The sequence below is a fragment of the Pedobacter sp. GW821-FHT01D05 genome, assembly GCF_059422505.1.
The window spans coordinates 1,812,818-1,833,014 of the sequence record NZ_JBWKXA010000001.1 but is presented as its reverse complement, the minus strand read 5'-3'; the positions used below and the strand labels follow the sequence as shown (position 1 = coordinate 1,833,014).

The following is a 20,197-nucleotide window of genomic DNA, read 5'->3' as shown; positions in this document are numbered from 1 at the left end:
AATTTCTCACAACATTTTTTGTGCTCAGCCGTACAGCTGAAAATAAAACCCATTCCTTTTTGGAATTCAGGGTCAGTAGGTAATATGAATAGACTTTCTTCTCTCTCGTAAATCATTGCAGTACAAAGGTAACAGTTATTTAGATTAATTCCAATTAATTAATATTCCGCAAAGATTTAAAAATTATAAATGCTACATTTTTGAAGGCAATTTGTAATTTAGCGAACTAACCAAAAAATTCATAAAATGATAAATAAAGTGGTATCTGGAGCTGAGGAGGCTATCAAAGATATATCAGATGGTGCAACCATCATGCTCGGTGGTTTCGGACTTTGCGGTATTCCAGAAAATTGCATTAATGCTTTGGTAAACAGGCAGGTGAAAAATTTAACCTGTATCTCTAATAATGCTGGTGTTGATGATTTTGGTATTGGTTTAATGCTGAAACAACGTCAGGTTAAAAAAATGATTTCTTCGTATGTAGGTGAAAATGCCGAATTTGAAAGGCAATTGCTGAGTGGCGAACTCGAAGTAGACCTTATTCCACAAGGTACTTTGGCTACACGTTGTCTGGCTGCCGGATACGGTATGCCTGCAATTTTTACGCCTGCAGGTGTGGGCACTGAAGTGGCAGAAGGTAAAGAAGTGCGCAATTTTGATGGCAAGGATTATTTAATGGAATATGCTTTTGATGCCGATTTTGCTATCGTTAAAGCTTGGAAAGGTGATACCGCTGGAAATTTAATCTTCAGGTCCACCAGCCGGAATTTTAATCCGGTTATGGCTATGGCAGGTAAAATAACCATTGCGGAGGTAGAAGAGTTGGTAGAGGCCGGCGAACTTGATCCAGATTATATTCATACCCCGGGCATTTACGTCCACCGCATTTTTCAAGGGAAAGATTACGAGAAAAGAATTGAGCAGCGAACGGTGAGGAATGTTCAATAGTTCATTGGTGAATCATTCACTCATTCTAAATTCTTTCAATTAATCATTTAAAAAATTATGTTTTCAAAAGAAGAAATCGCACAGCGCATTGCTAAAGAAATAAAAGACGGATACTATGTTAACCTGGGTATTGGCATACCTACTTTGGTCGCCAATTATATTCCCAAGGGAATTAACGTCGTATTACAATCAGAAAACGGTTTATTGGGTATGGGGCCATTTCCTTTCGAAGGAGAGGAAGATGCCGATTTAATTAACGCAGGGAAACAAACCATCACCACTTTGCCAGGATCGTCTATTTTTGATTCGGCCATGAGTTTTGGGATGATCCGAGCACAAAAGGTAGATCTGACTATTCTGGGAGCCATGGAGGTGTCAGAAAATGGTGATATTGCCAACTGGAAAATCCCAGGTAAAATGGTAAAAGGAATGGGAGGGGCTATGGATTTAGTAGCATCAGCCAAAAATATTATTGTGGCGATGCAACACATTAATAAAGCGGGAGAGAGTAAATTATTGCCGAAATGTACGTTGCCTTTAACCGGTGTAAAATGCATCAAAAAAATTGTAACTGAACTGGCTGTTCTGGATATTTTGCCTGAAGGTGGTTTTAAACTTTTGGAGCGCGCACCAGGGGTAAGTATCGAATTTATACAACAATCTACAGCTGGAAGACTGGTGGTGGAAGGAGAGATTCCTGAAATGAGACTGGATTAAACCGGTAGTTTGCGGGGACATGAGCCATGGGGGTAGTCGTCATCTCGACTGGAGCGCAGCGAAATGGAGAGATCTATGAATCAAATTATTTAAATGAGATTTCAAAGATTTCTCCACTGCGGTCGAAATGAAGATCTATCGCGGCCGTCATCGCTGCTTTAATGTTATTCAAAAAAAGTTAAGCTATATCTACCAAAATGCTGTTCCTTAAATCGTTGGAGATATCTTCTGTGATACCGATAATTTCTTCAGGCTCGTTAGTATTATTCATTATTACCTTATTACATTGTTCGCGATACGGCAATAAATATTCTTTATAGGCAGGAACCACATGGTTGTGCCATTTGTATAATACATCATCTTCTGGGTAACCACGTTCTAAACCATCACGTTTTATACGGCGATCTAAAGCCACCTGTTCATCTGCATCAACAAAAATGGTATGATCCAACAGTGCGGCAATTTCTTTAAAGTGGAGAATGAAAAGACCTTCTACAATAATGATTGGTGCCGATTTAATTTCCAGAATTTTAACAACAGCCAATGGATTATTGAAATTGTATTCTTTTTTATAAACAACTTCACCACTCATTAACTGCTTAATATCCCTTAAAAACTGCTCGCTGTCAATGGTAGAAGGAAGGTCGAAGTTGTATAACTTGTTTTCTTCCTGTGTCATCTCACCTGCAGGGATATAATAATCATCTTGCGATACGAGTGTTACTTCATCCTGTTTAAAATGGTGAAGAAAGCAGTTTAAGAAAAATGTTTTACCCGATCCGCTACCACCGGCAATACCAATTATAAATGGTTTTTTGTTTAAACTCATTGAGCACTATATGTTAAATTGCAGAAAAAACGTTTGTCTAAAGCACCCAATGAATCGGCTACAGCTTTAGTCATTACAATTATAACATCTTTTGTGGATTCGTTCTCCGTAAATTTACCAACAACTTTGGCGAAAGTAGTGCGGTTGGTCATTGGGTTGGTAATCTTAATTACCCTGCCCACAGGTGCAGTACGGTGTAAAACCAACATTTTTGTTCCATCCAGATCCTGGTCTGCAATCCAAACTGCGGTTCCTTTTTCTTCGATCTGACTTAAACCATATACGCTAGGGTCGCGGCGAAGTTTAGGGTCTTTAACCATGGTACTATCTGGCTCGTTTTCCTGCTCTTCTTTCGATAAATCATTTACCGATTTAGGTTGCGGTGGTTTAGGGATAATCAGCTTCTGATCAACTTTAATCGCGTTATCATCCAGTTTGTTTGCCGTCCTGATTTGATATGCCGTTAAATTGTATTTTTTAGCAATGGTAAAAATGTTTTCTCCAGTCGCTACGGTGTGAATAAAGCTTTCTTCTTTTGCTGCAGGGGCTTCTTTAACTTTTGCTTCTACTTCTTTAACTTTAGCTTCTGCCTGCTTTTCTTTTGGAACCTGAACATCAGTAATAATACCTCCGGGTACTTTTAAAACCTGACCAATGGTAATGGCATTATCTGGTAAATCGTTCAGTTTTCTAATCTGGTAAGCCGTAATGCCATATTGCTTGGCGATGGTGAAGATGGTTTCGTTTCTTAAAACCGTATGTGTACCGGCAGCATCTGCAGATTTGTTCTCCTGTAAAGTTTTTTCTTCAGCAGCAACTACCTTATTTTCATCTATGTTTTTAGTTGCCGGAATTTTAAGTTTCTGACCGATACGCAAGTTATTTCCGGAAAGGTTGTTGGCTTTTTTTACTTCCTCAACAGTAGTGCCGTATTTCTCGGCTATTTTGCCTAAAAACTCCTTAGGCGCAACAGTATGCTCGATCATGGTTTGATCAGCAGATGATGTATTGGCTTGAGGTGTTTCTGTATTATTTTTCGCTGGGGGTGTTACCGGTGCTGTTGCACTGGTTTGCTCAGTATTTTTAGCAGGGATTTTTAAAACCTGACCGATGCTTAAATTACTGCTGCTCAGGTTGTTTAAAGCTTTAATTTCATTAATGGTTGTGCCGTATTTTTCGGCGAGCATGTTTAAGTTTTCTTTTGGCTTGATGGTATGCTCTATTATACTGCCAGTAGAAGCGCTTTGGTTTTGCGTGCTGTTAACTGATCCTGTTGAAGTAAAAGGAATATTTGTTGGTACTTTAATGATTACCCCAACCTGAAGGTATTTATTGTCATTAAAGGTCATAATTTCTTTTGGCGAAATGTTATATCTTCTTCCTATTGAATAATAAGTGTCTTTTGCTACAGTTTGGTGAACAATTAGTTTTTTGCCTTTATTATTTTCTACACCGATAGAGTCTCTTGCTGTGTTGGCTTTAGCATTTGCAATGTTTAAGGCAAATAACACGACAGCAGATAAATATATTTTATGCATTTATTTTTATGTAAATTTCTAAGTCAAAGGGAGCAATTATACGAATAATATTGTTAATCGGCCTATGTTCATCTATTCGTTTTTAAGTAAAAATAAGATGACTTTAATACCTTAATACTGATATGCTATTCATTAACAAATGTTTATAAAATTGTTGTTCCCTGTAATATTGAATATTAAACGATCTAATAAATAACGTATTGTTCAAAAGACAAAATTGAGCAAAACTTTTATAAATTTGGGTTGTTACGTAGACATCAAAAACATCATAAATAATTTAAAAAAATGGACGCTAAAGAAATAAGCTTAAACGAAAAAGAAGTTAAACCAGTTGTAGATCTTTTAAACGATTATTTGGCTAATTATCATATCCACTATCAAAAATTAAGAGGCTGCCACTGGAATATAAAAGGTCAGAACTTTTTTACTTTACACGTTAAGTTTGAAGAATTATATACCAATGCACAATTAACTATTGATGAGATAGCCGAGCGTGTATTAACATTGGGTAAAGCACCGCATAGCCGTTTTGCTGATTATATAAAAGAATCTCAAATTAAAGAAATTGATACTATTGGCCTTAAAGATCTTGACATGGTTGATGCCATTTTAGGTGATATGGCTGCATTGATCGAATTGGAAAGAGAACTTTTAGAAGCTACAGATACGGCCGGAGACGATGGTTCTAACGATATGGTTAACCGTTTTATGCAGTTTAAAGAGAAAAACACCTGGATGTTGCGCTCTTTCGCAGGAAAGAAATAATATATTTAGGTAGGTTAAAAGCCTCATGTAAGTAGCTTTATTGTAAAATCTGCTTATATGAGGCTTTTTTGTTTTGGAGAAAATCTAATTATTTATCTTTGGGCATGGCATACAAAAGTTTAGCAGAATGTGTATCCGATCTTGAAAAGCACGGTCATTTAATCAGAATAAAAGAAGAAGTAGATCCTTATTTAGAAATGGCGGCCATCCATTTAAGGGTTTACGAAAATAAAGGACCAGCTATTTTATTTGAAAAAGTTAAAGGAAGCCCTTTCCCTGCAGTTTCGAATTTATTTGGAACCTTAGAAAGATCAAAGTTTATTTTTAGAGACACTTTACCAAAAGTACAACAGTTGGTATCGTTAAGGAATGATCCTATAAAAGCATTAAAAAATCCATTTAAATATGCGGGTTCTGCAATGTCGGCTTTATCGGCCTTGCCGCTTAAAACACCTTCGGCAAAAAGCAAATTTTTAAAAACAAGTATCAGTCAGTTGCCGCAAATTGTAAACTGGCCTATGGATGGTGGTCCTTTTGTTACCATGCCGCAGGTTTATACGGAAGATATAGATAAACCAGGTGTTTTAAATGCAAATCTGGGCATGTATCGTATCCAATTGGGTGGGAACGATTATATCCAGGATCAGGAGATCGGCTTGCACTATCAGATCCATAGAGGGATAGGCGTACACCAATCTAAAGCCAATGCATTAGGCCAGCCCTTAAAGGTGAGTATTTTTGTCGGCGGACCTCCGTCACATCCTTTAGCAGCAGTGATGCCTTTACCGGAAGGGCTGTCTGAAATGACATTTGCAGGTGCGTTGGGCGATAGGCGTTTCCGTTATTTTTATGATGATGAAGGTTTTTGCATCTCTGCAGATGCCGATTTTATTATTACGGGAACGGTTTATCCGAACGAAAATAAACCAGAAGGGCCTTTTGGCGATCACCTGGGTTATTACAGTTTAACGCATCCTTTTCCTTTGATGAAGGTGCACAATGTATATCATAAAAAGGATGCCATTTGGTCATTTACGGTGGTTGGCCGTCCGCCACAGGAGGATACCAGTTTTGGTGCTTTGATTCATGAAATTACAGGCTCGGCCATACCTCAGGAAATTCATGGTTTAAAAGAAGTTCATGCGGTTGATGCGGCTGGCGTTCATCCTTTGCTTTTTGCGATCGGCAGTGAGCGTTATACGCCTTATTTAAAAGCGCGCAGACCTCAGGAAATTTTAACCATAGCTAACCACATCTTAGGGAAAAACCAATTGAGTCTGGCTAAATACCTGTTTATTGCAGCCAAAGAGGATGACCAACATTTAAGCACACACCATATTGAAGCATTTCTTTCACATATTTTAGAACGGATCGATTTAACAAGGGATGTTCATTTTTATACCAATACTACAATTGACACGCTTGATTACAGCGGTGATGGATTAAACAGCGGATCGAAGGTCGTAATTGCGGCAGCAGGGGAGAAGCAGCGTGAACTTTGGGATAAGATTCCTGCTGGACTAAAACTGAGCGATGGATTTTACCAACCCAAAATAGCCATTTCTGGGGTTTTGGTTTTAGGAAGTGAAAAATATTTAAATCCTGAAAAAACAGCCGCAGAAATTGCTTTATTGAATATGTCTTTGATGGACCAGGATTTATCGGGCTTACCTTTAATTATATTGGCTGATGATGCAGAATTTACGGCGGCCAATATTGATAATCTGGTTTGGGTAGCTTTTACAAGAAGCAATCCGGCAGCTGATATATATGGCATCAACGATTTTACCATCAATAAACATTGGGGCTGTAAAGGTTCGTTAATTATTGATGCAAGGAAAAAGCCTCACCATGCACCAGAGTTGATCAAAGATCCTGAAGTTGAAAAGAGACTTGATACTTTAGCCCAAGTGGGTAGTAGCCTGCATGGAATATTTAGTTAAACCATCAAAACAAAAAGCCGATTTTTAAGCATGCATACGCTATGCTTTCAACATCCCGGTTACTACTTTTTTATTAGTATTGCTTTGTGCATCTGCAAATCGCTTGATTTTTAACCAACCGAGCCAGTGCGAAAATCTGGTTGGTGAAAACAACAATCAGTTGGCCGAAAGCTGAAACACCCAACAAATTACGCTAACATCGGCTCGGTGTCCAAAATTTTGTTTGATCAGGTTAGCAAAACATACTTTATTAACGTATCTAAGACTATTGTAACATTTGTGTTAATTTCTGGTCAATACGTGTTAAAATCATCGTTCTATCTGGCTTTTTATAAGCCTAATTTTGGTCATACTACTAACTAAACTGAATACAATGACCAGATTAAAGATTACTTTGTTCATTTTGACTATGCTCTGTTGCATGCAGATTTATGGTCAAACGTCGCCGATTAGCGGCAAAATTACCGATGCATCAGGGCAGCCAATCCCAGGCATATCGGTAAAAGTTAAAGGAACTGCTATTGGCACTTCTTCCGATGCGAACGGAATTTTTTCAATTAAAATTGCAAATCCGGCTACACTGGTTTTTAGTGGCATTGGTTATACAACCAAAGAATTTGCTTATAATGGGCAAAGCAACATCACCATCACATTAAATGAAGACCAGCAAAGCCTGAATGAGATTGTAGTAACTGCACTAGGCGTAAAGCGGGAAAAACGTAACCTCACCTATAGTTCTCAAGAGGTAAAAGGTGAGCAATTGACCCAGACCAAAGAGCCTAATTTGGTAAATGCTCTGGCTGGTAAGGTTTCGGGTGTTCAGATTACAAGTTCTTCGGGCACTCCAGGCAGTTCATCGCGCATTGTAATTAGGGGAGCCAATTCCCTTTATGGAAACAACGAAGCTTTGATGGTAATTGATGGTATTCCGGTTAATAATGATGAAACCGGCAACCTTAATTCTGGTCCCGGCACCAATCGTATTGCTGATCTCGACCCTAATATCATTGAAAGCATCAATGTACTCAAAGGTGGTGCAGCAACGGCGCTATATGGATCTGATGGTGCAAAAGGAGTAATTATCATCACTACAAAAGCAGGTAGCCTGAATAAAAAGCCTGGTATTAGCTTTTCTTCATCTTTTTCAATGGAGAAACCGCTGTTACCAGAAATTCAGAATAAATATTCTCTTGGCTCAAATGGCGTATACTTTGATGGTGTGAACCAGAAAACAAGTACTTCGTGGGGGGCAAGAATGGATACCTTAAAAATTAACGGCCAGCCTGCACAGGTATATGATCAGTCTGATTTATTCTTTAAAACCGGAAAAACATATACTAACACGGTAGCCGTAAATGGGGGCGGGGCTTACAACTCTTATTTTTTATCATATACCAATTTTGCGCAGGATGGAACGGTACCTGGCACTTCTTTCGACCGGAATACCGTTTTTGGGAAATTCACCACGCAAATTATTAAAGATCTGAATGTTACTTTCTCCTTAAATTATGCCAATACCAAAAACAACAGGCTGCCTGAAGGATATGCCCTTGAAAGCCCTGTATGGACTATTTTTACAGCGCCAGTTTCCTATAATTTACAGCCTGCCGTCAACCCAGATGGCACGCAGAGGCTGTTCCGTTTTTCCAGGAACAACCCATATTGGGTATTGGATAACATCAGCAATACCTCGGTAGTAAACCGGTTTTTACCAACTTTTAATGCTGATTACAAAGTATTGAGCTGGCTAACCATTACTGAACGTTTTGGAGCCGATGTTTATGTTGAACAGGGTAAATACATTGAATCGTTAGGTTCAATTTCAAATCCAAATGGACGGATTATAAACAGAAACAGCAATTTTAGGCAATATAATAATGACCTGATTATCAGTGCAAACAAAAGTTTTGGCGATTTCACCATCGATGCGCTATTGGGCAACAATATATTATCAACCTATAGTGAAATTATGAATGCCAACGGCCTGGGGATAACCGTTCCGGGATTTGAGAACATTGGATCTACATCAAATATAAATTTTACGGAAACAAGTTTTCTGACCAGAAAAGTAGGATTCTATTTACAGTCCAATATCGATTATAAAAAGTTCTTAATCCTCTCCCTTACCGGAAGGTACGACGGTACTTCGGTACTGGCCAAAAGCAACAGTTTTTATCCTTATGGTTCTGCTGCTACAAGTTTTATCTTTTCCAATTTCTTTTCGAAAGAACTTTCGGATATCATGAGCTTTGGAAAATTAAGATTATCTTATAGTACAGTGGGGAATGCCAGCATTGGGCCATATAACCTGCTTACGCCGTACGAATCACAAGCGGTAAGAAATATTGCCTTTCCGTACCAGCAACAGTCGGGCTTTTTGATCAGTCCGACCCTAGGCAATCCGAACTTAAAAAATGAGCGGATCAACGAATTTGAGATCGGTTTAGAAACAGGTTTCTTTAAAAACCGTTTAAGCTTGGAAGTTACCTATTTCGATAAAAAGACAAAAAACGGGATCATTCCCAATGTAGCACTGGCACCGTCAACCGGGTTTAACGCTACGAGTGTAAATACAGCCGTAATGCGCAACAGGGGCATCGAGCTGCTTTTAAATGCAAAACCTATAAAAACTGAGGATTTTAGCTGGGATCTGACCTTGAATTATAGCAGGATCAGAAATAAGGTCCTTGCAATCTTTGGTAATCAGGAATACATCGGCAATGGCTTTACCGTTATTTTTCGAAACCAGCCATATGGGGTAATCTATGGTACCCGTTATGCCAGAAACAGTGAAGGAAAACTGTTAATAGGTAATGATGGGCTGCCATTTGCTGCAGATGAACAAGGCATAATCGGTGATATTAATCCAGATTGGATGGGCGGTATTGTTAATAATTTCAAGTATAAACAGTTTACGCTTAGTTTCTCTTTTGACATGAAAAAGGGAGGTGATATCCAGAACAATGTGGATGGTTACGGCTATTTCTATGGCACACCAAAAGTTACCGAAGACCGTGGTCCACGTGTTGTTGAGGGGGTAAATGCGACTACAGGTTTGCCGAATACAGTATCTGTATCAGGACAGGCCTATTACCAGCGGGCCAATGGCGTACTAGAATCGGTTATCCAGGATGGTACTTATGTAAAATTGAGAAATGTTAGCATAGGTTATAACCTAAAACCAACATGGCTGCAAAAAACACCTTTCAAAACCATTGGCTTGCAGGTTACGGGTAGAAATTTGTGGATATATGCACCACACTTTACAGGTGGGGACCCGGAAGTAAGTTCTTTTGGTTCTTCAAACGGATCTCAGGGGATCTATTCCTTCTCAACCCCAACATCCCGCTCGGTAGATTTTAGTTTAAAATTAACATTATAGGCCCAACACATAAAAAGAATCAACATGAAAAAGATATATTTCATTTTAAGTTTTGCATTTATGATAGCTTTTGCCGGGTGCAAAAAATACATTGATGTTAACTATGACCCCAACAGACCGATAGATGTTAAGGAATCGCTCATGCTGCCACCAGTACAGATGCTGATCTCCCAGAACATCAATGCATCCGGTGATGGGAATTTAAGTGTAGTGCTTCAGCAATACCTGCAGGTAATGGCTCTGAACCAGGTAGCCCCAAATTTTGGCACTTATCAGATGTACAATATTGATATGGATGGCGACTGGAATAATGTATACGTGCGCACACTGAACAACTTAAGCCTCCTAAATGTTAAAGCAGCTGCAAACGGCAATTTTAATTATACTGCGATTTCTAAAATACTCACTGCGTATACTTTGGGCTACGCAACCGATGCATGGGGAGATATTCCCTACAGTCAGGCTTTCAAGGGAGTGGATGTAGCCAATCCTACTTACGATACCCAGCAACAAATATATACCCAGCTACAGCGCTTGTTAGATGATGGGATTGCAGATATCGGTCGCAATGCTGGCTTAGCTCCTGGCAGTGACGATCTGATGTACGCTGGCGATATGGCAAAGTGGAAAAAATTGGCTTATACTTTAAAGGCACGCTATTACATGCACCTGAGTAAAGCACCAGGAAATACAGCTGCTGCGCAGGCAGAGTTGGCTTTGACTGCACTAACAAATGGCATGCAGAGCAATAATGATGATGCAAAAATTGCTTTCGGTGGTGCAGCAGGAGCAGAAAATCCATGGCAGCAGAATTTTTTACCAGGTACTACTTTTGTGCTTGCCAATACCTTTGTTGATGCTTTTACTACCAGAAACGATCCAAGATTAAGCAAAATGGTTAAACCCGCCAAACAAACCGGTTTATATACGGGCCGGCAGATTGGTTTAGACGAAATTGGGAGTCTGGAGGCTTACTCAATCCCTGCCGATTTTTACGCGGGTGCCAATGCCAATAATTACCTGGTAAATTACACCGAGGCATTATTTATAAAAGCCGAAGCCACGCTTGTGGTATCGGGTTTTGCAGCTGCACAACCTGTTTATCAGGATGGTATTAAACAGCACATGACTAAGGTAGGGGTGAGCACAACTGATATGGATACCTACATTGCTTCGCGGGGGACACTCAGCAGTACAAATGCACTCCGTTTAATTATGGAAGAAAAGTCGGTTGCAAACTTTCTTAATGCTGAAAATTATACAGATTGGCGCCGTACCGGATTCCCGGCTTTAACCAAAGTTAAAAATGCACTCTCTGAAATTCCGAGAAGGGTACTTTACCCAAATAGCGAAATTACAGCAAACCCACAGCCGCAACAAAAGGCCAAAATTACCGATAGGTTATGGTGGGATGTTAATTAAACAGGTACTAGTTAATTGATAATGTTGAGGATACCCAACCGGGTATCCTTTTTGTTGTAAAAAAGCGCCAGTTCTCTAGTTGAAAACTGACGCTTCTTAATTATCTAAGACGTTTATTATTAGAATCTTACACCAAAAGTTAAGAATACATTGTTTCTATTGCTTTTAACATCTGCAACAGGTTCACTGTAATCATCCAATAAATACGGACTTGAACTGAAATTTGTTTTGTAGTTCTGATACGCTACATCCAAATAATAGTTATCTACGCGGTATCCAATTCCACCAGTATAATATTGACCTTGATAAAATTTATTGTCGCCGCCTTTAACACCATTTCCGTTTACACCGTAACCCGCACGTAAGCTAAATTCGTTAGTAACTTTTACTTCCGCACCAACTCTGTAGTTAATCGCCTCTTTATAAGATTCTTTAATGAAAGCATTATTGTCGTTTATTGTATTGCGGTCATATCCATCAACATCAGAAAAACGCATAGAAGCGTAATCTACATAATCAACATCTGCTGATATTAATGCTGTACCACCTATTACGTAGCTAATACCAGCCGAAGCTTTTAACGGAGTACGTAAGTTATAACTGAAAGTATAATATTTTGTCGAGTTATTTGAGTTAGAAGGTGCATTTGTTGCATTTCCAGCTAAATTTGCTTGTAAAGTCTCGCTTGTATTATCATCAATGTTCATCCAGGTGGGGGTCTGGAAATTTATACCAATTCTTAATTCATTAACCGGTCTGAAAATCATACCTAGTTTCAGGTTAAATCCACCACCTTTGGTTTCCTGGTTTCTGAAATGCGTTAAGTTGTAATTTTCGTTGCCGGTATAGGCAGGTATTGGTAAGCCATCATCAAAAGAATTCACAATACCCGACTCGGTAAAAGTAGCATCGCTAGTGTATTTTACATTAACAAAACTCGCTGTTGCACCAATGTATACCTTATTGCCAAAATTAAGGGCACCTGCTACGTTAAATTCAGAAGTTGAGCCTAAACGTGCTTCATCCCAGTTTTGTTTGAAACTTGCATTGTTATAAGGCTCTGCAGAATACCTGTTTGGGTAATTAGGTGCATTTTTATTAATTAAATAGCTGCTGTATGCATCGCCGGCTATCGAATTTTCAATTCCACCGCTATTGGCCTGGTCTACATACGAATCTCTTATTGAGCTATTGCTATTTGTTCCGTTATAGTTGATGTTATTTAAGAAATCGTTGTTACGGGTATAACTTAAACCAAATACAGTACTTACCAATCCTTTATTTACGTCAGCACCTTTTATTCTTGCTGCTGGGCTGTAAAATACAGCACCGATGTTATTTAGGTTAATCTGACTTTTACTTGCTTTGGTATTATTGCCTAAGTATGCACTATTGTTCGATACAGAATTAAATTCAGGAGTTAAACTAAACTCAGATTTGGTAAATAAGCCTAGTCCGGCAGGGTTTGCGTTAATTGAACCAATATCACCTCCAACGCCGATTTGTGCACCTCCCATTCCCTTAAATCGGGCAGAACTACCATAATTGGTTTGAGAAAAGCGGAATGCATCAGGGGCGTAACTTTGGGCGTACGTTGTTCCCATAGTAGCTACTGTAGCTACTAGTGAAGCTAAAATATATTTTTTCATGTTGTGTGTTTAAATTTAAATTAACCTCTTCCTGCTCTTGATGGTCTTGAACCGCCACCACCGCCGCCGCCGGTAGAACCACCACCACTATTTCCGCCGCCATTTGATGGTGGAGGTGAATAACTCGGTCTGCTCTCAGTTCTGGTAGGTGGAGAATAGCTTTCGTTTCTGGTAGGTCTGCTACTTTGCGTACCTTGAGGACTATAATTATCATTCCTGGTAGGTCTGCCAGCTTGTGAGCCCTGAGGTTGTGTATAGCTGCCATTACCTTGGTTTCTGCTTGGTCTTCCGGCATTAATATTTGGAGCATAACCTACACCATTTGGATTTGTAACACCAGATCTGCTAGGTCTGCCAGCGTTTCCGGCAGTTGTGCTGCCACCATATCTTGGTACCCCTCTATCATTGCTTCCCGGTCTTGGCCTGTAAGAACCACCTCTATTGGCGTAACCACCACCATAATATCCGCCGCCAATACCCCAGCCTCCGCCGTAGTATCCACCGCCCCAACCAAAACGGTCATAATAAGAGTAAGGTCCCCAAGCGTTCCATCCATAAGGGTTGTTCCATCCGTAGCCAAAATTACCGTAATAAAAGGGATTGCTCCAGATGCTGCCATAACCAAAGCTACCACCCCAGCCACCTAAACCGTATCCGCTGTTCCAACCCAGGCCATAACCCAAGTAGTTTGAAGGGCCATAACTGCTTCCGTAATAATAATTATCAAAGTAAGGGTCGTAATAGCCTTGAAAGCTGTAACCATTATAAAAACGGTTTATCCTAGAGGAGTAATCCATATCGTAATAAGGATTACTGGTTCCGTAATATTCATCATATTCTTCTTGCCCTTGAGTCTGATATTGCTGGCCCTGTCGGTTTTGAGGCTGAGGAGCTATTTCAATCTCCCTGGCTTTCGCCACAGAATTATAAACATCATCAGCTGGCTTAGTTTGAGCCAGTTTTGATGTAGCGCATGATGCCACCAACCCTGCAGCAGCAATCATAACAATGGGTAAAAATTTAATTGGTTTCATTGTGTTTATATTTAGTTGTGTGTGTTCACGAATTTAATAAACAAGTTTCAAAACTAAAAATTATTAACTATTTATTTAGTCAAAAAATGATATAAAATAATTGATATTATTTTGTTAATCGTTTGTAGGCATAAATTTATAAATTTGCCGTCGGATTTTACACTTTTTAACGTACAAATTACGTTCCAAATACATAAGATGAGCAAAGAAATTACAAGTAGAGAAGCAGATTATTCCCAGTGGTATAATGATATCGTGTTAAAAGCAGATTTAGCAGAGCACTCTGCTGTGCGTGGTTGTATGGTTATAAAGCCAAATGGCTATGCCATATGGGAAAAGATGCAGGCTGTTTTAGATAAAATGTTTAAGGATACAGGTCATCAAAATGCCTATTTTCCATTATTCATTCCAAAGTCATTTTTCTCTAAGGAAGCTTCTCATGTTGAGGGTTTTGCGACAGAATGTGCAGTGGTAACGCATTACCGTTTAAAAAATGACGGAAACGGAAATATTGTTGTAGATGAGACAGCCAAGTTAGAGGAGGAATTAATTGTCCGCCCGACTTCAGAAACCATTATCTGGAATACCTATAAAGGATGGATCCAATCGTACCGTGATTTACCAATATTGATCAATCAGTGGGCGAATGTAGTACGATGGGAAATGCGTACCAGGTTGTTTTTACGTACAGCCGAATTTTTATGGCAGGAGGGCCATACCGCACATGCTACAGCAGAAGAGGCTATTGAGGAAACAGAACGTATGTTGCATATCTATGCCGATTTTGCCGAAAATTGGTTGGCTGTTCCGGTAATCAGAGGCCGTAAATCTCCGAATGAGCGCTTTGCGGGTGCCTTAGATACCTATTGTATTGAGGCCTTAATGCAGGATGGTAAAGCTTTACAGGCCGGTACATCTCACTTTTTAGGTCAGAATTTTGCTAAAGCTTTTGATGTAAAGTTTACCGGAAAAGATGGAAAATTAGACCATGTATGGGCTACTTCATGGGGTGTTTCTACACGTTTAATGGGGGCTTTGATTATGGCGCACAGTGATGATTCCGGATTGATTATTCCACCAAAATTAGCACCAATACAAGTGGTAATTGTTCCGATTTATAAAGGTGAAGAGGATCTGGCGAGAATTTCTTCATACGTTAATGAATTAACCATGCGTTTAAAAGGTTTAGGCATTTCGGTGAAATATGATGACAGGGATACACAGCGCCCTGGATTTAAGTTCGCTGATTATGAGTTAAAAGGTGTGCCAATCCGTATCGCTATCGGTGGTCGCGATTTAGAAAATAAAACAGTAGAAGTTGCCCGTAGAGATACCAAGGTGAAACAAACTGTACCTCAGGAAGGATTGGATATTTACATCATCAAACTGTTGGAAGATATTCAGCAAAGCATGTTCAACAAAGCTTTGGCTTATCGCGATGCGCATATTACAGAAGCGAATAGTTACCAAGAGTTTCAGGAATTGTTAGATACCAAAGCTGGTTTTATTTCAGCGCATTGGGATGGAACCCCAGAAACAGAGCAAAAGATAAAAGAAGAAACAAAAGCAACCATTCGTTGTATTCCTTTAGATAATAAATTAGAAGATGGCGTTTGTATTTATTCAGGAAAACCATCTATCCAAAGGGTACTGTTTGCAAGAGCGTATTAATTAGATGTGAGACATGAGATTTGAGCCGTGAGATCTGAGGGAAATGCAAATCTCAAATCTCACGTCTCAAATCTCGTGTCTTGTATCTCAAAACTAAAAAAAAATGAAATTCGCAACTAAAGCCATACATGCAGGTCAAGAGCCTGATCCAACCACAGGTGCTGTAATGACACCGATATATCAAACCTCTACTTATTGGCAGAAATCTCCTGGTGACAATAAAGGGTATGAATATTCAAGAGGAACAAATCCAACGCGTAAAGCTTTGGAAGATTGTTTAGCTGCTTTAGAAAATGCCAAATATGGTCTGGCTTTTTCGAGCGGAATGGGGGCAACAGATGCCGTATTGAAATTATTGCAGCCTGGTGATGAAGTGATTACCGGAAATGATCTGTATGGTGGTTCATACCGGATTTTTACCAAAATATACACTAAATACGGAATCAAATTTCATTTTCTGGATCTATCCAAGCCAGAGAATATATTGCCCTACATTAATGATAAAACCAAATTGGTTTGGATAGAAACACCTACTAATCCTACCATGCAGATTATCGATATTGAAGGGGTGGCAAAAATCACGAAGGAGAAAAATTTAATCCTTACAGTTGATAATACATTTGCATCGCCTTATTTACAAAACCCGATTGATCTGGGCGCTGATATTGTGATGCACTCGGTAACCAAATACATTGGTGGCCACTCTGATGTGGTAATGGGTGCGTTGGTAACAAATGACGAGCAATTGTATAAAGACCTTTGGTTTATTTACAATGCCTGTGGTGCAACACCAGGCCCGCAAGATGCTTTTTTAGTGTTGAGGGGAATTAAAACGCTTCACCTTCGGATGAAAGCACATTGCGAAAATGGAGCGCTTATTGCACATTATTTAAAAACACATCCAAAGGTTGATAAAATTTATTGGCCTGGTTTTGAAGATCACCCTAACCATGATGTAGCTAAGAAACAGATGCGTGGATTTGGCGGTATGATTTCGATTACCTTAAAAGGTGCTGATCTGCAAGAAACTTTTAGAATCTCGTCTAATTTTAAAGTATTCACATTAGCTGAATCATTGGGAGGAGTAGAGTCACTAATTAATCACCCTGCAACGATGACACATGGTTCTATCCCGAAAGAAGAAAGAGAGAAAGTAGGTGTTACCGATAATCTACTTCGTTTAAGTGTTGGAGTAGAGGATATCGACGATCTTTTAGAAGATCTGGCAAACGCACTAGCATAATATTTCGAGCGGGCAGATAAAATATTTGCCCGTTTTTTTTTGTAAAGCAGGTCCTATTCTAAAATTAATGGTAGCCCGGCTTTACACTAAATCTTTTTTGTTTAGGTATCTGCTTTATCAAAATCAGCGAAACAAAAAAGGATACCGTTTCAATCCGGTTTAAATGGCAACAATTGTGCTGCTATTTACGTCTAAAAAAGCTAACGATGCAATTTCTTGAGTTAAAGAATTTTCTGGATAGTAAGGTTGAACAATACAATCAGCCAAATTTTATAGCAAACGACCCCGTTTGTATTCCCCATCTTTTCGAAAAAAAACAGGATATAGAAATCGCGGGCTTTTTTGCTGCGGTTTTAGCCTGGGGCCAGCGGAAAACGATTATCAATAAATGCAGGGAACTGCTTGGCCGGATGGATAATGCACCTTACGATTTTGTTGTTAACCATACCGATAACGATTTGAAGCGCCTGTTGAATTTTAAACACCGCACGTTTAACGATACGGATTTACTTTATTTTATTTCATTTTTTAAACAACATTATCAAAACTTCGACAGTTTAGAGCAGGCATTTCTACCAAGACAAAATGTCTTTAGGTCGGAGTATTTAGAAGTATCATCAATAAAAGAAGAAATAAGCTACGCTTCTGGGGTATGTTATGCTGCTGAGCTTAACTTCTCAATTGAACAGGCCTTGAACCATTTCAGGGAATACTTTTTCTCCTTAGAAGATTTTCCTCACCGCACGAAGAAACATATTTCTTCGCCAAAGCAAAAATCTACCTGTAAACGTTTAAATATGTTTTTGCGGTGGATGGTTAGGGTAGATCAAAAAGGCGTCGATTTTGGCATCTGGAATACGCTTCAGCCAAAAAATCTGATCTGTCCTTGCGATGTGCATGTTGATCGGGTAGGGCGGTTGCTTGGACTGATTAATAGAAAGCAGACCGATTGGCTAACTGCAATTGAATTAACCGACAATTTGAAGCAGTTTGATCCCTCAGATCCGGTGAAGTATGATTTTGCATTATTTGGATTAGGTGTAGAAAAATTGCTTTAAAGGTTGTGAAATTGAGAAAAGTCAAAAAAAAAGTTCTTTTTTCAATTCAATCTTCCTATACTTACGTAGTGATCCTGCTTCTGTTTAGCAGGGTTGTGTCTATCCAATGTTTCGCTATGATTGCAGTTAATTTATCTGATGAAGATAGGTGGAAGAAATATAATAATTTTTCTCCTCTAGTCTCAATTTTCAAGAAATTCCACCCACTTAATGATGAAATAGAAAAGCGTATTAACCAGCATACCTTTCCGATCAGCTATAAAAAAAACAAATACCTTGTTTCGCCTGTAGACCGTAACAAATTCCTTTTTTTAATTATTAAAGGTGTAGTTAGGGGTTTTATTAAGGATGGGAATAATGAGATTACCACATGGATTGCCAAAGAAAATGAAGTTGTAGGTACCATACGTAATTTGTGGATAGATGGAGATTCGGATGAGTATTTACAGGCATTAGAAGATGTAGATTTAGTTGCTATCCCACATGTATTGTCCGAATACCTTTACGAAAATTTTCCGGAAGCCAATATTGTTGGCAGAAAGATGATGGAGTTATATTACCGTTCGGCAGAAGAACGTGCTTACCTGTGCCGGATTTCGTCGGCCGAAAAAAGATACAAACGGTTTTTGCTTTCATTCCCTGATTTAATTAACCGTGTTTCTTTAAAATACATTGCTTCTTTTTTAGCCATCAGGCTCGAAACATTAAGTAGAATTAGGGCTAAAATTTAATTCTATATTATTTTCTTGTTTTTTTAAATAAGGGTTTAGCATTTAAAGGGGCTTAATCCTTTAGTTAAATGGGGTATAATATCGCTGAACAACAGCTTTCTAAGGCCAAAACCGCATAATTACCTTACCGGTGGCCCTTGTTTCCGTTTTGGGAAGATTTTCAGGTTAAACCCACTTTCCTGCTAAAAGGCGACAAGGAGGCCGACGGTTTTGGATTTAAATGCATTTTTGACGATCAAAGATTTTATCTGGGCTAGTGGTTCGCACCGTACAGGTGTAAGGCTGTATGATAAAAGCTATTTGAAGCATGAGCCTATACCCAGGAACGCTGCCGTAGCAGCAATACAGATTTTTCCGTTTAGAGAAAACTCGGGCCTGGCCGTGTTACGAATTCTCAATCGTTCCACTACAGGCTATAGCTGCGGTACACTTGGTATTTTCTTGCCATATTTTTTCACTAAGCAAAATGTGAGATTGGCAACTCCAATACTGTTTTAAACAAAACTGTAAAGTTGTGTATTATAATATTTACACATTTAAACGAAAAATTAACTACAATTGCGTACAAGAAAATAACTTTTTATTAACTTGCACTATATTCTTAAAATAATGAAAACAAAAAATGCCGTAAGTACTTTTACTGTGCTCATCGCTGATGATCATGAGATCATTCGTCGTGGATTAAAAGGTTTAATATCAGACTTTTGGCCTGGTGTCGAAATCATTCATGCATCTACATTAGAGCAGGCGCTTGTCGAAACAGAAAAATCGCCAAGTTTAATCATCATTGATGTAAACTTGCCAGGAGGTAACAACCTTAAGGTAATCGATCAGATTAAATTGGTTCAGCCAAATGCAAAAATCTTGGTATTTTCATCTTTGAATGAGAATATTTATGCTGTTCCGTATTTAAAATCGGGTGCATCGGGTTACTTAACCAAAAATGCAGAAGAATCAGAAATTGTAACCGCTATTACGACCATTTTGGCAGGCAGTCGCTATTCGAGCAGAAATGTTAAGGAAAACATGTTTAACAGTATATTAGGTAATGATGCCGATAATCCTTTTACCAAACTTTCGGGTAGAGAATTAGAAGTAGCAGAATTACTAACAAAAGGGATTGGGGTATTAGAAATTTCTAATCAGCTAAATCTTCAGATGGGTACAGTAAGTACTTATAAGTTGAGACTTTTTCAAAAGCTGAAAATAAAAAGCATTATAGAACTTGCTGAAAAGATGAGCATCTACGAAAGATAAAAAGAGTATT

15 protein-coding genes are annotated in these 20,197 nt (G+C 38.8%); 11 read left to right on the top strand and 4 right to left on the bottom strand.

Going from position 1 to position 20,197, the window contains the following annotated elements; genetic code table 11:
* Positions 1-246 precede the first annotated feature (246 nt).
* Complete coding sequence (locus AC07VK_RS07435) at positions 247-948, top strand: CoA transferase subunit A (protein ID WP_492959409.1); 702 nt, start codon at positions 247-249, stop codon at positions 946-948.
* A 57-nt stretch (positions 949-1,005) separates the two neighbouring features.
* Positions 1,006-1,665: a CoA transferase subunit B gene (locus AC07VK_RS07430; protein WP_057934284.1), complete on the top strand. Its 660-nt coding sequence runs from the start codon at positions 1,006-1,008 to the stop codon at positions 1,663-1,665.
* A 178-nt stretch (positions 1,666-1,843) separates the two neighbouring features.
* Here the strand turns inward: AC07VK_RS07430 and AC07VK_RS07425 are convergent, their stop codons facing one another.
* A complete protein-coding gene (locus AC07VK_RS07425) occupies positions 1,844-2,494 on the bottom strand; it encodes a uridine kinase family protein (RefSeq protein ID WP_492959407.1) in 651 nt (216 codons plus the stop codon).
* Positions 2,491-4,032, bottom strand: coding sequence for a muramidase family protein (locus AC07VK_RS07420; RefSeq protein WP_492959405.1), 1,542 nt, complete (start codon positions 4,030-4,032; stop codon positions 2,491-2,493). Before AC07VK_RS07420 ends, AC07VK_RS07425 begins: the two co-directional genes overlap by 4 nt.
* 285 nt (positions 4,033-4,317) lie before the next feature.
* Here AC07VK_RS07420 and AC07VK_RS07415 point away from each other — a divergent pair, with 285 nt between their 5' ends.
* From AC07VK_RS07415 to AC07VK_RS07400, 4 genes are all read left to right on the top strand, one after another.
* Positions 4,318-4,797: a Dps family protein gene (locus AC07VK_RS07415; RefSeq protein ID WP_492952030.1), complete on the top strand. Its 480-nt coding sequence runs from the start codon at positions 4,318-4,320 to the stop codon at positions 4,795-4,797.
* Positions 4,798-4,901: 104 nt separating this feature from the next.
* Complete coding sequence (locus AC07VK_RS07410; protein ID WP_492959403.1) at positions 4,902-6,740, top strand: UbiD family decarboxylase; 1,839 nt, start codon at positions 4,902-4,904, stop codon at positions 6,738-6,740.
* 373 nt (positions 6,741-7,113) lie between these two features.
* Positions 7,114-10,122, top strand: a complete 3,009-nt coding sequence (locus AC07VK_RS07405; protein WP_492959401.1) for a SusC/RagA family TonB-linked outer membrane protein — start codon at positions 7,114-7,116, stop codon at positions 10,120-10,122.
* 24 nt (positions 10,123-10,146) lie between these two features.
* Entirely contained in the window at positions 10,147-11,544 is a 1,398-nt protein-coding gene (locus tag AC07VK_RS07400; RefSeq protein ID WP_492959399.1) for a SusD/RagB family nutrient-binding outer membrane lipoprotein, read from the top strand.
* Between the two features lie 119 nt (positions 11,545-11,663).
* Here AC07VK_RS07400 and AC07VK_RS07395 read toward each other — a convergent pair whose 3' ends face one another.
* Together AC07VK_RS07395 and AC07VK_RS07390 are read right to left on the bottom strand one after the other, a co-directional pair.
* A complete protein-coding gene (locus AC07VK_RS07395; protein WP_492959397.1) occupies positions 11,664-13,193 on the bottom strand; it encodes an OmpP1/FadL family transporter in 1,530 nt (509 codons plus the stop codon).
* Positions 13,194-13,213: 20 nt separating this feature from the next.
* On the bottom strand, positions 13,214-14,227 hold the full coding sequence (locus AC07VK_RS07390) for a hypothetical protein (protein WP_492959395.1): 1,014 nt from the start codon (positions 14,225-14,227) through the stop codon (positions 13,214-13,216).
* Between the two features lie 198 nt (positions 14,228-14,425).
* Between AC07VK_RS07390 and proS the strand changes: the two genes are divergently transcribed.
* The 5 genes from proS to AC07VK_RS07365 all read left to right on the top strand — a co-directional run bounded on the left by proS (position 14,426) and on the right by AC07VK_RS07365 (position 20,187).
* Entirely contained in the window at positions 14,426-15,898 is a 1,473-nt protein-coding gene (gene proS / locus AC07VK_RS07385; protein WP_492959393.1) for a proline--tRNA ligase, read from the top strand.
* A gap of 103 nt (positions 15,899-16,001) precedes the next feature.
* Positions 16,002-17,141 carry a cystathionine gamma-synthase gene (locus tag AC07VK_RS07380; protein ID WP_492959391.1) on the top strand — a complete coding sequence of 380 codons (1,140 nt, stop codon included), beginning with the start codon at positions 16,002-16,004 and terminating at the stop codon, positions 17,139-17,141.
* Positions 17,142-17,347: 206 nt separating this feature from the next.
* Complete coding sequence (locus AC07VK_RS07375) at positions 17,348-18,199, top strand: TIGR02757 family protein (RefSeq protein WP_492959389.1); 852 nt, start codon at positions 17,348-17,350, stop codon at positions 18,197-18,199.
* A gap of 116 nt (positions 18,200-18,315) precedes the next feature.
* Complete coding sequence (locus AC07VK_RS07370) at positions 18,316-18,930, top strand: Crp/Fnr family transcriptional regulator (RefSeq protein WP_492952039.1); 615 nt, start codon at positions 18,316-18,318, stop codon at positions 18,928-18,930.
* Between the two features lie 609 nt (positions 18,931-19,539).
* A complete protein-coding gene (locus AC07VK_RS07365; protein ID WP_057934807.1) occupies positions 19,540-20,187 on the top strand; it encodes a response regulator in 648 nt (215 codons plus the stop codon).
* The last annotated feature ends 10 nt before the right edge of the window (positions 20,188-20,197 follow it).